We start from the raw sequence: 13,563 nt of genomic DNA on the forward strand, positions 1-13,563 counted from the left end.
GAGAACAGTCTATTGTTCATGGGTTTCATTCCGCTACGCTTCATTCAACCCATGAACAATATCAAAAACATGTTTATGTGGAATAAATTTTATAATTTAGAACTGTACTAAAAATGGGGAGTCTACAGAACAAGCTAAAACTTTATTAGATAAGATGAACAATTTATTTAATTAAACCAACAACCTCGCTCATTAAACCTGAAAGGTTTTCAAAATCTGTCAGGTTTAAAATTACCCCATTTTGCAAACCCCACCCGTTTAACTATCTTTGCAAAAAAATTCAATGCCTAAAATCGGAAACATCATTTTACCCGACTTTCCATTACTTCTTGCTCCGATGGAAGATGTGAGTGATCCGCCGTTTCGTCGCTTGTGCAAATTGCACGGAGCCGATTTGATGTATTCTGAATTTATTTCGTCCGAAGGCTTGATTCGTGATGCCATTAAAAGCAAGCAAAAATTGGATATTTTTGATTACGAACGTCCGGTTGGAATCCAAATTTTTGGAGGTGACGAAGAAGCAATGGAAATGTCTTCCCGCATTGTAGATGCTGTTCAACCCGATTTAGTGGATATTAACTTTGGTTGTCCGGTGAAGAAAGTGGTGTGCAAAGGTGCCGGAGCCGGTGTTTTAAAAGATGTTGATTTAATGATTCGCTTGACCAAAGCGGTTATTAAGGGTACTAATCTTCCGGTAACGGTAAAAACCCGTTTGGGTTGGGATGAAAATTCCATTAACATTGATGAAGTAGCCGAGCGTTTGCAGGATGTGGGCGTTCAAGCCTTAACCATTCATGCCCGAACGCGTGCACAGATGTACAAAGGTCATTCCGATTGGTCGCATATTGCTCGTGTAAAAAATAATCCGAGAATTACAATGCCTATTTTTGGTAACGGCGACATCGATTCACCCGAAAAAGCTTTAGAATACAAAAATAAATTTGGTTTGGATGGGATGATGATTGGACGTGCTGCCATCGGTTATCCGTGGATTTTTAACGAAATCAAACATTATTTCAGAACCGGAGAACACTTACCTGAACCAACCATGAAAGACCGCATTGAAGCTGCCCGAAATCATCTAATCTGGTCGATGGAATGGAAAGGTGAACGTGTTGGAATTTTTGAAATGCGACGCCACTACACTAATTATTTTAAAGGCATTCACGGATTTAAAGATTACAAACAAAAATTAGTTACCACTGACGGAGCGATGGCTTTAATGGATGTTTTTGAAGAAATTACACAGGTGTATGCGAACTATCAAGCGGTTTAACTTATTCCAAAAGTTTTTTATTGACTCTACTACTGGCAATCCATGAAGCTAGAAATCCTAAAACAGCAATAGTAAAAATCACAATCAACACATTTGTAAAGGAAAAGCGAACGGGATACGCCATGCTTTGGTTAATCATGATAAATCCAAATTGTTGTTGAAGAAGTGTAACAATAATTCCAAACACCAAACCAATCACACATCCTAAAAAGCAAATTAAAAACCCTTGATAAAGGAAAATTTTTCTCAAATCTTCCACATCAGCACCTAAATTGAACAAGGTTTTTAAGTTTGATTTCTTTTCGATAATAATCATAATCAGAGCACCGACTAATGTGAAAAGCGTGACCGTGATTACCAACGAAAAAATAAGATACAAAACCAAATTTTCGGTATTCAACATTTTATAGAGCGATTCATTGAGTTGAGCTCTGTTTTTGATAACAACGTTGTTTTCCAAAATTTTTTCCAGCGAAGCAATGACATCCAACTCGTCTGCCTTGGGTTCAAGTTTTAACTCGATTCCGGAAATTTGATTGGGTTGATAGGCCAATAGTTCTTGAACAATACTCAAATCGGCAAAAACAAATTTTTGGTTGAGGTCTTCATTGATGAAATAAAACCCAACGGGAACCAAAACGGAACGATTAAATGCTCCATCCGGAGAATCAATTGTTCCTTTTCCCGGTTTAGGGACGAAGGTTTCAAATACATTGACCAAATCAAACAAACCCATGGAAAGTTTTTGACTTATCCCATGTCCAACTACAACTTGCTCTGAATTCTCTTCAATCCATTGCCCTTGAAAAATAGTTTTTTCTACTTGGTTTACTTGATTAAAATTTTTGTCAACACCTTTAATGTTGGACAAAATATCTTTTCCGTTAAACGTAAAAAGAGCTCGTTCTTCAATGATTTTACTGAAATGAGCAACTCCTTCTATTTTGCTGATTTCGTTTTCCTGTTGCGGACTGATAAAGATTGTTTTTCCGGTTTTGGCAACCGCTTTTAAATCCGGATCAAAGTCGTTTGAAAAGGATAAACTGAAATCTTTTAATCCACTAAAAACCGACATAACCACAAACAAAGCCATGGTTCCAACAATTATCCCAACCGATGCAATGAGGGTAATAATGTTAATGGCGGTATTTTTACTACCGCTAAATAAGTAACGCTTGGCTATGTAAAGCGGAAATTTCACGTTAGAATTTCTTTCTTTTTTCTAAAAGATTTGGGTTTTCAATTGGATTTTCATCGCCAGTAAGGGCTTTGTCAATTTTTTCAATATAATCCAATGAATCATCAATGTAGAAAGACAGATTTGGAACTTTTCGCAACTGAAGTTTTACCCGCTGTGATAAGTCATGCTTAATCAAAGGCGTGTTTGATTTGATAGCTGCTAAGATTTCCGGGCCTTTTTCAGTTGGAAAAACACTTAAATATACTTTAGCTATTGATAAATCGGTGGTAACCGATACTTTTGAAACGGAAATGATCAAGTTAGTGATTCCGTTTTTACGCACTTCTCCTTGCAAAATATCTACCAAATCATTTTGCAAAACGGTTCCTATTTTCTTTTGTCTGTTTGTTTCCATGATGCAAAAGTACAGATTTTTGTGCTTATTTGAAGTTTAATTGATTCGGCATTGTTTATTTTATTGAATCTTTAGCAATAAGTTAGAAAATTTATAAAATGCAACTTCTTATCTTTGCACAAACAAATAAATTATGAAGTTCAACACAAAAGTCATACATGGTAATCAACATCATGATCCAAGCACAGGAGCGGTAATGCCACCGGTTTATAACACTTCAACTTTTGCACAAAAAAGTCCGGGTGTTCCCATTAATCATTATGAATACAGCAGAGCGGCCAATCCAACTCGTCAAGCGTTGGAAGATGCCTTGGCAAGTATCGAAAATGGCGTTCGTGGTTTAGCCTTTGCTTCCGGTTTAGCGGCAACTGATTCAGTTTTAAAATTATTAAAACCCGGCGACGAAGTAATAGCAATGGATGATTTATACGGCGGAACCTACCGCATGTTCTCTCGTATTTATCAAGATTTTGGTATTAAATTCCATTTTGTGGATATGAATAATTTGGAGAAATTTCAATCGTTAATCAATGCCAATACAAAATTAGTTTGGGTGGAAACGCCAACCAATCCATTGATGAAATTAGCTGATATAGCTGCAATTGCTAAAATTACAAACGAGAGAAAACTGTTATTTGCCGTTGACAACACTTTTGCCACACCGTATCTTCAAAAACCATTGGATTTGGGTGCTGATATTGTCATGCATTCCGCAACCAAATATTTAGGAGGACATTCTGATGTGATTGCCGGTGCTTTGATTGTTAAAGATGCTGAATTAGGTGAAAGGTTACACTTTGCACAATTTGCAACCGGAGGAACTTTAGGTCCGCAAGACAGTTATATGGTGTTAAGAGGAATCAAAACCCTACACCTAAGAGTGCAAAGACATTGTGAAAACGGAATGAAAGTAGCCGAGTTTTTAAGTAATCATCCTGAAGTGGAGAAAGTTTTTTACCCAGGTTTACCCGATCATCCATTTCATGAAATTGCTAAAAAACAAATGCTTGGCGGTTTTGGAGGAATGGTTTCTTTTACATTTAAATCAGGTAAAAAAGCAGATTCTATTTCATTCTTAGAAAAATTAAAAGTTTTCACTTTGGCAGAATCATTGGGCGGTGTTGAGTCGTTGGCCAATCACCCGGCTTTGATGACACACGCTTCAATTCCGGAGGAAAAACGTAAAGAAATTGGAATTTCAGACGACTTGGTTCGTTTGAGTGTAGGAGTAGAAGACATTGATGATTTATTAGCCGATATTGAACAGGCTTTCAGATAAAAGCAAAAATCCCGTCAGCAAAAAGTTGACGGGATTTTTTTATAGTTTAAACGATTAATCTAAATAATAAATGTAACCTACATTTAACCAAACTAACCAGTCATTTGCTTTATTTTCTTTATACACATCCGGATTAGGATTTAAACCATCCACCCAGTTGGAGAAATAATACTGCCAACGCAAATCAATCATTAAATCGGATAGAACAGTTAATTTATATCGTGTTCCAACACTGGCAACAACAGACCAAACTGTACCGCTTTCATTGGTTACACCGTCGATATATTTTACTGGAGTAACTTCTAATAATTCACCTAGACCAGGACCTAAAGTTGAGTAAGCCTCCGGCTTGTAATAACTAAATTGACCTCCTAAACTTATAAAAGGAGCCAATTTTCCGGGTGTAGCTGAAAATTCTCTAATACTCAAAGGAAAATATTCTAACTGCATACCTATGTTAGTCACAGATGTGCTTCCTTTCATACCTCTTAATTGTTGAGCAAAAACTGACGTTCTACTTTCATCGACCCATTTTCCGTAGTGTTCAAGGTTTGTTTTATTATATGAAAGTTCACTTCTTAATTTAAAATGGTCATTAAAATAGGTAGGTGTTGCATAACAGTTACAATCTGCTCGGTAGGAGAAATTCATGTAATGAATTATTCCAATCCCAAAACCGGTATTTCCAAAGTTTGTTTCGCCGTCGCCACGCACTCCATAATCAGATTGAAAAGCAACCGGACCAACAATCGCACCAACTTCATGCGAAAAACCAAACTGTGCTTTAACGGTATTGTTAAAACCAAATAATAGCAATAAGGTAATTATAAGATATTTGGGCATTTGCATATATTTTAAATGACAATTCTCGACAAATATATAAAAACATAATTCACTTGTAAAATAAAATGAAAAAATACTTCTATATATACGAAAAAAACTAAAATTTGTTTTAAATGTTGTGAATTAGTATTGATTTTATCTTGATTTCTTAACAAAAAAATAAATCTACTGAGAATATAAAAAAAATTATACCGATATTTTAATAAAATGTATATTTGTCGCAACAAACGAAAACGTTTTCATAAAACGTTATTAAACTAATAATCATGACAGAAAGTATTCACTCTTTTGTTGAAGCAGTAGCTAAAAAAAATCCAAACGAACCTGAATTTTTACAGGCTGTTAAGGAAGTTGCCGAAACGGTTATTCCTTTTATTGAGCAAAATAAAAAATACCAAAACCAAATGCTTTTGGAGCGTATGGTTGAGCCGGAACGCGTAATCATGTTTCGTGTAACATGGATTGATGATGCCGGAAAAACACAAGTAAACCGCGGATACAGAATTCAAATGAATTCCGCCATTGGTCCATACAAAGGAGGAATTCGTTTCCATCCTTCTGTTAATTTAAGTATTTTAAAATTCTTGGCTTTTGAGCAAACGTTCAAAAATAGTTTAACAACTTTACCAATGGGTGGCGGTAAAGGAGGTTCAGATTTTGATCCAAAAGGAAAATCCGATATCGAAATCATGCGTTTTTGCCAAAGTTTCATGACTGAATTGTCAAAACATATTGGAGCAGATACCGACGTTCCCGCAGGAGATATTGGTGTTGGAGGTAGAGAAGTGGGTTATATGTTCGGTCAATACAAAAGACTCAGAAACGAATTTACCGGCGTTTTAACGGGAAAAGGAATTTCATTTGGAGGTTCTTTAATTCGTCCGGAAGCTACCGGTTACGGAAACGTATACTTTGCTCAAAGTATGTTAAATACAAGAGGAGATAGCTTTAAAGGAAAAATTGTAACTGTTTCAGGTTCTGGAAACGTGGCACAATATGCCGCCGAAAAAGCAACCGAATTAGGAGGAAAAGTAGTAACATTATCCGATTCTTCTGGATATATTTATGATGCAGACGGAATTGATGCTGAGAAATTGGCTCACGTAATGCACATCAAAAATGAATTAAGAGCTAGAATCAGTGAGTATGTAAAAAAATATCCAAACGCAAAATATGTTGACGGAAAACGTCCATGGGAAGTAAAATGTGATATCGCTTTACCGTGTGCTACACAAAACGAATTAAACCATGAAGAAGCAAAAGCATTAATTGCCAACGGATGTATATGTGTTTCTGAAGGAGCCAACATGCCTTCTACTCCCGAAGCAATTGAAGCATTCTTAAAAGCAAAAATATTATTTGCACCAGGAAAAGCCTCTAATGCAGGTGGCGTGGCTACTTCTGGTTTAGAAATGTCACAAAACTCATTGCGTTTAAGCTGGACATCTGAAGAAGTTGACCAACGCCTGAAAGCAATTATGGCCAACATCCACGAATCATGTGTAAAATATGGTTCAGACGGAAATGGCTATGTTGACTATGTAAAAGGAGCAAACGTTGCCGGTTTTGTTAAAGTTGCCGATGCGATGTTAGGTCAAGGTGTAGTATAATCTCAACCTTAATAAATAAAATAAAGAGCTGTCTGAAAATGACAGCTTTTTTTATTCTCCAAATATTAAAAGTAGGATTCTTTCGTTTTACCTATATTTGTGTGTCAATTTGATTTACTGATGAAGAACTTTTTTTGGATTGTTGTACTACTTATGCTTCCGTTTGAGAGCATTTCACAAAACCTTTTGTGGCAAGGTTATTTTTCCTATAACGAAGTACGCGATCTATCAGAATCCGAAAACCGACTTTTTGCTGCCTGTGAAACAGCATTGTTTTCTAAAAATCGCTCTACCAATGAAATAAAAACGTTTAACACGGTTGATGGTCTTTCAGGAGAAACCATTTCTACCATTTACCACAGTCAACAATACAATAGAACTTTTGTGGGGCATGACAATGGGCTACTGATAATGATTAATGAAGCCACCGAAGAAATTACTTTATTAGTTGGAATTCGCGATCAAGCCGGTGGAATTCCGCCCAATAAAAAGAAAATCAATCACATTTATGAGTACAATGAAAAACTCTATATCTCCACTGATTTTGCTTTGGTAGAATTCAAATTAACCGATTTTACATTTGGAGATACGTTTTATATCAGTCCAACGGGAGCACAAGCAGAAGTGCTCGAAACAACCGTTTTAAACGAAGAAATTTATGCTGTCACTCTAAACCACGGCATCCGTAAAGCACCGCTATCCAATCCAAATTTAGTTAATTTTGAAGCTTGGGAAACCTTTGATGGCGGATTTTGGAAAGGAATTGTTACGTTTAACAACCAACTCGTAGCCATCAATTCAAATACTATTATTTACCGATTCATTGGGTCAACTCCATCGTCCGTTTTAAGTGTAGGTCAACCCTTTCTTGATTTACGCAGCAGAGGCGATAAACTAATTGCAACTACTTCTACCAGAGTGGTGGTCATGAACGAGTCATTCAGTCAGATTGTGTCGATTCAAAGTACTTCCATCCCGGATTTAACGTCAAGTTTCACTTCGGGAACAATTATAGGCGACACCATTTATATTGGTACATTTGAAAATGGTGTGATTGAGACATCACTAACAAACCCTTCTTCTTTTGAAGTTTTACTTCCGCAAGGACCAAATAGAAACAATATTTTTTCAATAACGATTACTCCTTCCGGAACTTTGTGGGCAACCTATGGCGATTATTCTCAGTTTAATAATCCGTATCCGTTAGATGAATATGGAATTAGCAAATTAGCTCAGGAAGAATGGCTTAACATTCCATATGAAGAATTATTTGGTGCCAAATCAATAGTTAGAGTTACCGTTGACCCCACAAATGAAAACACTGTTTATGCAAGTTCTTATTTTTCGGGTTTACTGAAGTTGGAAGACGATGTGCCTACCACACTTTTCAACACAACTAACAGTGGTTTACAGTCGTTAGTTCTTGCCGGAAACCCAACTTATGTGGATATTCGAATTGAACAAACTGCCTTTGACAAAGAAGGTAATCTTTGGGTTTCAAACGGTTTAATTGCCAATATGCTCAAGGTTTTTCGAACTAACGGACAATGGCAATCCTATGATGTGAGCGACGTGCTGGGCGGACTTACTAGCAACTCCAGAATGTCTGTCGATAAAAATAACACCAAATGGCTTTGTACGTTGGATGAAGGTTTAATTGCCTTTAATGAAAATTTCAACAACCGTTTGATAAAAATTACAGAAGGCCAAAACGAAGGAAATTTACCATCTTCCGCCGTTCAATGTGCTATTGTGGACAATCGAAATCAGTTGTGGATTGGAACACGAAAAGGACTACGTGTTTTACCCTCTGTCGATCGCTTTTTAAATGAAGAAGAACTCACCACCAATTCCATCATTATTTTAGATGACGGTTTGGCACAAGAACTTTTATTCGGACAATTTATTACGGACATTGCCGTAGATGGTGCCAACAACAAATGGATTGGGACAGCCGATGCGGGCGTGTTTCAGTTTTCGCCAAACGGTCAGCAAACGTTACAGCGTTTTACTTCGGCCAATTCACCGTTACCAAGTAACGTAATCAACGACATCGAAATCAACGGAACCTCTGGTGAAGTTTTTATTGCCACCTCCAAAGGAATGGTGTCTTTCAAAGGAACCTCCACGAAACCCAACGATAACCTGCAAGACGTGTATGTTTACCCCAATCCGGTGCGACCGGGCTTTGACGGCACCGTAAAAATCTCCGGACTAACAAGCAAAGCCAACGTTAAAATCACCGACATCGAAGGAAACCTAGTCTATGAAGAAATCTCCGAAGGCGGCACCATTGAGTGGGATACCACCGCATTCGGAAAATACAAAGTAGCTTCCGGTGTCTATATGATTTTTATATCTACGGATGATGCGTTGGATACTACGGTGAAGAAGGTGATGGTGGTGAGGTAGGAACTTACATTATTCTTCATCTACCAAGTTGAGTGTGTGTATAAATGAGTAAAACAATCTATTATTTTATGATTATTTGATGTTTTTATTAAAACTGATCACAAGCTTAAGTATTTATTATTCTTACGATAACGTGGTCATAAATCTGTAGAGATATTTAAGTTTATTAAAAAGGTTAGCATTGTTAGTTTATTGTATTTTCAACGATTTGTCTTATTTTCTCAAAACAAAAAGAAACAAAAGGTTAAACTTTAATTTAAAACATCTTAAATTGAAAAGTTACAGATTCTATTGAAAGCTTATTTTTTTTACTACTTTTGTTTTATGGCGACATCCGAACAAATAAAGTCCTTATTGCAATCTCATTATAAGAATGATAATGAGAGATTCACTTCTATTGCATTGCAACTTGCAGCTCATGAAGCTAGACAAGGTCATTTAATCATAGCAAAAGAAATTAAAGAATTAGTTGATCAATCAAAAACAGGCGGATTTAAAGTAATTAAAATTAGTCCTGACTTAAGTGATTTAGTATTAGTTTATTATCCTGAAAATAGATTAAATGAGTTAATACTTTCCACTGAGGTTTTAAATAAATTAAATAGAATAATAAGAGAGTATAAAGAACGAGATAAGATACTAAAATATGGTTTACAAAATAGGAGAAAGGTATTATTATCAGGTCTTCCCGGTACAGGAAAAACTGTTACTGCCTCAGCAATCTCAGGAGAATTAAAATTGCCATTGTATGTAGTTATGATGGATAAATTGATGACCAAATATATGGGTGAAACAGCTTCTAAATTGAGACAGATTTTCGATATGATGAATACAAATAGAGGTGTTTATTTATTTGATGAGTTTGATGCTATTGGTGCAGAAAGAGGAAGAGATAACGAAGTTGGAGAAATGCGAAGAGTTTTAAATTCTTTCCTGCAATTTATAGAACAAGATTCATCAGAAAGCATAATTTTTGGAGCTACTAATAATATAAAAATACTAGATTCAGCTTTATTTAGACGATTTGATGATGTTATAACATATTCTTTACCAAATAAGGAAGAGATAGAAGAATTAATGAAATTAAAATTAAATAAATTTCTTGGAAATTTCTCGCTTAAAGCAGCTGTTGAAGCGGCAAATAGTTTAAGCCATGCAGAAATAACAAATGCATGCAATGATGCTATTAAAGAAGTTATTTTAACTGACAAAAGTACAGTGACTCAAAAATTATTAGTTCAAATGATGAAAGAGAGAAAAAACAGCTATAATTTGTAATAATTTATGAGTGAAAATTTTAAACCACACCTTTTTGTAAAAAATGTTCACTCTTCCCAAGAGTATACAACTCCACCAGGACCTCCAATTAAATCAGTATTACCAAAAAGAGATAGACAAAATCATGGTGATTTCATTTTAACAACTCTAAATAATATTTGGCAACAACACAATGAGGAAATAAGTCAGAGAGCTGAAATCGATTTACCATTAAAAGATGGAGAATATATTACGTTTATTGGTTCTGAAAAACAGTTATTAGAACTTGACTCTTTGAGTTCAGATGGGGCTAAACTACTCAATGTAAAAATAGATTATGATAATTCTACGCAAGCTGCGACTGTCTATATTCCTGAAGACAAAAAAGAAAAGCTTATTAAAAAAGTAAGCTTGTACCTAAAAAAAGACACGAACAAAGGTCTGCCAAAGAACCAAAAATTAATTGAAAAAATAGATAATATTATAAGAACCACTGTTGATTTTATTTGGAGCGGTTCAAATGAATATTTGCCAAATGAAAATGCAGTTTGGTGTGAATTATGGTTAGCAATAGACAATTCTGAAATAAATGAAAAAGTCCAGAAATTAAAAAGTATTTGTGATTTTTTGAATATCCCTGTCTCTGAAAACATTACTATATTTCCTGAAAGAGTTATAATTAATTTAAAAGTAAATTATCAACAGTTAGTTGAACTTATCCTTTCTTTTGGATGGATTGCTGAAATTCGTAGAGCTGAAGAATTAAATTGTTTTTGGTTGGACCAAACTATTGTTAATAGAGAGGATTGGATTCAATCTGCTTTAAATAATATTAGCTTTAATCATTCAAATAATTATATTTCTATATTAGATTCAGGTGTTAATAATGGTCATTTTTTACTAAGAGATTCACTACTAGATTCCGACCGTTTAACGGCGGATATAAATTGGGGAAAAAATGATTCTGGACACAACGGGCACGGTACTGGTATGGCTGGTATTGCTTTATATGGAAATTTAAATTTTACCTTAGAAAACAATAGCCCATTAGAAATTAGACATAGATTAGAGTCATTAAAAATACTTCCACCTAATGGACAAGAAAATGAATTAAATGAATGCCATTATATTACTCAAAACGCAATAAATATTGCGATTGCAACAAATCCCGATTATAAAAGGATATTCTGTATGGCCGTAACAGGTAAAAATCAAAATGATTTTGGAAAACCTTCTACATGGTCAGCTTATCTAGATAAAATAGTTTTCGGTGAAGATGAAAATGATAAAAAGCTTTTCGTCGTAAGTGCAGGAAATGTAAGAGAAGAAGAAGATTGGAAAAATTATCCTGAAAGTAATTTAAATCTTTCCATAGAAAGTCCCGCACAAGCTTGGAATGCAATAACTATTGGTGCTTTTACTCAAAAAATTTTGCTTAATGAAAGTACTGTAGCAAGTGAATTTGAATTGTCTCCTTATAGTAGAACATCAAGTTCATGGGAAAGTTTTTGGCCTTTAAAACCAGAAGTTGTTTTTGAAGGGGGAAACTTAAAAAAACTTGAAAATGGCAGTACTGATTATCACGAGAATTTAGATATTCTTACAACATCAACAAATGCAGTTGTTAATGCCTTTGCAAGGTTTAAAGCTACAAGTGCAGCAACAGCTTTTGCATCTAATTTTTTGGCAAAGTTAAGAGATGTATATCCTAGTGCTTGGCCAGAAACTTTAAGAGCTTTAATGATACATTCTGCTTCATGGAATGAACAATTAATTAATCAATTCAAAATTGATACAAACAAGATTGGTGATATTCAAAGATTATTAAGAATTGTTGGTTACGGAATTCCAAAATTGGAAAAAGCAGTTGAATGTAAATCTAACTATTTGACATTCATTTCAGAAGAAATAATTCAACCATATAAATTAGATGGTGAAATAAAAACAAATGAAATTCATTATTACGAGTTTCCTTGGCCTAAAGAGATTTTGGAAAATTTGGGAGCTGCTGATGTTACTTTAAGAGTTACACTATCTTATTACATTGAACCAAATCCAGGCGATAAAGGTTATTCAACAAAATATTCATATCAATCTTGTGCATTAAAATTCTTACTTATTAATCCCGAGGAAACCCCTGAAAATTTTGAAATTAGAACAAATAGGGTTAATATTCAAAACCTTAAAAAAGAATTAGGTGTTGAAAAGTTAGAAGATGGTGATTATACGAGGGGGACTGGGAATAGTAGATGGTCTTTAGGTGCAGATACAGTTTTTAAAGGATCTATACACAGTAATTATTGGAAAGGTTCAGCTGCTGAAATAGCATCCTGCAACAGATTAGCGGTTTACCCATTAGCATCTGGGTGGTGGAAACAACTAAAAAAACAGCAAAAAGCTAATTCTAAATTAAGGTATTCACTCATTGTTTCAATTGAAACACCCGAAAACACACAAGACATTTACACTCCGATAGCAAATCAACTCGAAATAGAGAATTTAATTGTAGTTTAACCCATCGTTAATCCTACTATCTTTTTGTACAACACACACCAACATCAACCCACCCCGCCTCCAAAGCGGGTTTTTTATTTACCCAAAAATGATTCCAATATTAAATCTTTCCTAAAAAATTTAGCCCGATAAAACACTTTATTAAACGTTGTGGAAAGTCTTTAAACAAAAAAAGAGCAATACTTTCGTATTACTCTTTTTGCTCCCCCTCTTGACCAATTCTCGAACCGCAAGTGTTTGATATTTTGTATATTAGTCTAAAAAACAACCCCTTTTTGACATCGAACTAAATATTATTAGTTAGTTTTATTTTTAGTAAGACCATACATTTGAGATTAAATCACCTTTTCAACGAAAAATGCCCTTTGTATTCTTTTCCATTTTCTCTTTTAACCACAAACCAATAATCAGATGAAGGGAGGTTTTGCCCATTTAAAGTTCCGTCCCAGCCGATGTCATTTCCTTTGAATCCTGTTATGATTTTACCATACCTGTCAAAAATATTGACCTGAAAATTTGGTTCTGTTTCCGAAAATTTGATTTTCCATAAATCATTATGACCATCATTATTTGGTGTAAAAAACTTCGGATACATTAATAAAAAAACTTCTTTGGTTGTATAGCTGCAAATTCCGGTCAAATTGACCACTCAATTCCGATTTAAAGTGACCACCTGATTTCGGTTGAAAGTGACCACCCAATTTCGGTTCAAATTGACCACCCCGATTTTTCACCTAAAATTACTTTTTTTCATGTGTTAGTTTCTATTCAAAAATA

10 protein-coding genes are annotated in these 13,563 nt (G+C 34.8%); 6 read left to right on the forward strand and 4 right to left on the reverse strand.

Annotated features, from left to right (window positions below; all coding sequences use genetic code 11):
- Positions 1-283 precede the first annotated feature (283 nt).
- Positions 284-1,276 (forward strand): tRNA dihydrouridine synthase DusB, encoded by a 993-nt coding sequence (gene dusB, locus ACIQ0M_RS14440; RefSeq protein ID WP_396153472.1) that lies wholly within the window; start codon positions 284-286, stop codon positions 1,274-1,276.
- 1 nt (position 1,277) lies between these two features.
- Here the strand turns inward: dusB and ACIQ0M_RS14445 are convergent, their stop codons facing one another.
- Both ACIQ0M_RS14445 and rbfA read right to left on the reverse strand, forming a co-directional pair.
- Positions 1,278-2,477, reverse strand: a complete 1,200-nt coding sequence (locus ACIQ0M_RS14445) for an ABC transporter permease (protein WP_396153475.1) — start codon at positions 2,475-2,477, stop codon at positions 1,278-1,280.
- 1 nt (position 2,478) lies between these two features.
- Positions 2,479-2,871 (reverse strand): 30S ribosome-binding factor RbfA, encoded by a 393-nt coding sequence (gene rbfA, locus ACIQ0M_RS14450; RefSeq protein ID WP_396153477.1) that lies wholly within the window; start codon positions 2,869-2,871, stop codon positions 2,479-2,481.
- Positions 2,872-3,004: 133 nt separating this feature from the next.
- Between rbfA and ACIQ0M_RS14455 the strand changes: the two genes are divergently transcribed.
- Positions 3,005-4,150, forward strand: a complete 1,146-nt coding sequence (locus ACIQ0M_RS14455; protein ID WP_396153479.1) for a cystathionine gamma-synthase — start codon at positions 3,005-3,007, stop codon at positions 4,148-4,150.
- A gap of 54 nt (positions 4,151-4,204) precedes the next feature.
- Here the strand turns inward: ACIQ0M_RS14455 and ACIQ0M_RS14460 are convergent, their stop codons facing one another.
- Entirely contained in the window at positions 4,205-4,993 is a 789-nt protein-coding gene (locus tag ACIQ0M_RS14460) for a THC0290_0291 family protein (RefSeq protein WP_396153481.1), read from the reverse strand.
- A 266-nt stretch (positions 4,994-5,259) separates the two neighbouring features.
- Between ACIQ0M_RS14460 and gdhA the strand changes: the two genes are divergently transcribed.
- The 4 genes from gdhA to ACIQ0M_RS14480 all read left to right on the forward strand — a co-directional run bounded on the left by gdhA (position 5,260) and on the right by ACIQ0M_RS14480 (position 12,786).
- Positions 5,260-6,603: an NADP-specific glutamate dehydrogenase gene (gdhA, locus tag ACIQ0M_RS14465; protein WP_396153484.1), complete on the forward strand. Its 1,344-nt coding sequence runs from the start codon at positions 5,260-5,262 to the stop codon at positions 6,601-6,603.
- A 120-nt stretch (positions 6,604-6,723) separates the two neighbouring features.
- The gene (locus ACIQ0M_RS14470) at positions 6,724-9,015 is read left to right on the forward strand and encodes a T9SS type A sorting domain-containing protein (RefSeq protein ID WP_396153486.1); all 2,292 of its coding nucleotides are present in this window, start codon (positions 6,724-6,726) and stop codon (positions 9,013-9,015) included.
- A gap of 324 nt (positions 9,016-9,339) precedes the next feature.
- The gene (locus ACIQ0M_RS14475) at positions 9,340-10,293 is read left to right on the forward strand and encodes an AAA family ATPase (RefSeq protein WP_396153488.1); all 954 of its coding nucleotides are present in this window, start codon (positions 9,340-9,342) and stop codon (positions 10,291-10,293) included.
- A gap of 6 nt (positions 10,294-10,299) precedes the next feature.
- Positions 10,300-12,786: a S8 family peptidase gene (locus ACIQ0M_RS14480; RefSeq protein WP_396153490.1), complete on the forward strand. Its 2,487-nt coding sequence runs from the start codon at positions 10,300-10,302 to the stop codon at positions 12,784-12,786.
- A 340-nt stretch (positions 12,787-13,126) separates the two neighbouring features.
- Here ACIQ0M_RS14480 and ACIQ0M_RS14485 read toward each other — a convergent pair whose 3' ends face one another.
- Positions 13,127-13,381, reverse strand: coding sequence for a T9SS type B sorting domain-containing protein (locus tag ACIQ0M_RS14485; protein WP_396153492.1), 255 nt, complete (start codon positions 13,379-13,381; stop codon positions 13,127-13,129).
- Positions 13,382-13,563: the final 182 nt, after the last annotated feature.

The organism is Flavobacterium sp., from assembly GCF_044339515.1.
Classification (GTDB): domain Bacteria; phylum Bacteroidota; class Bacteroidia; order Flavobacteriales; family Flavobacteriaceae; genus Flavobacterium.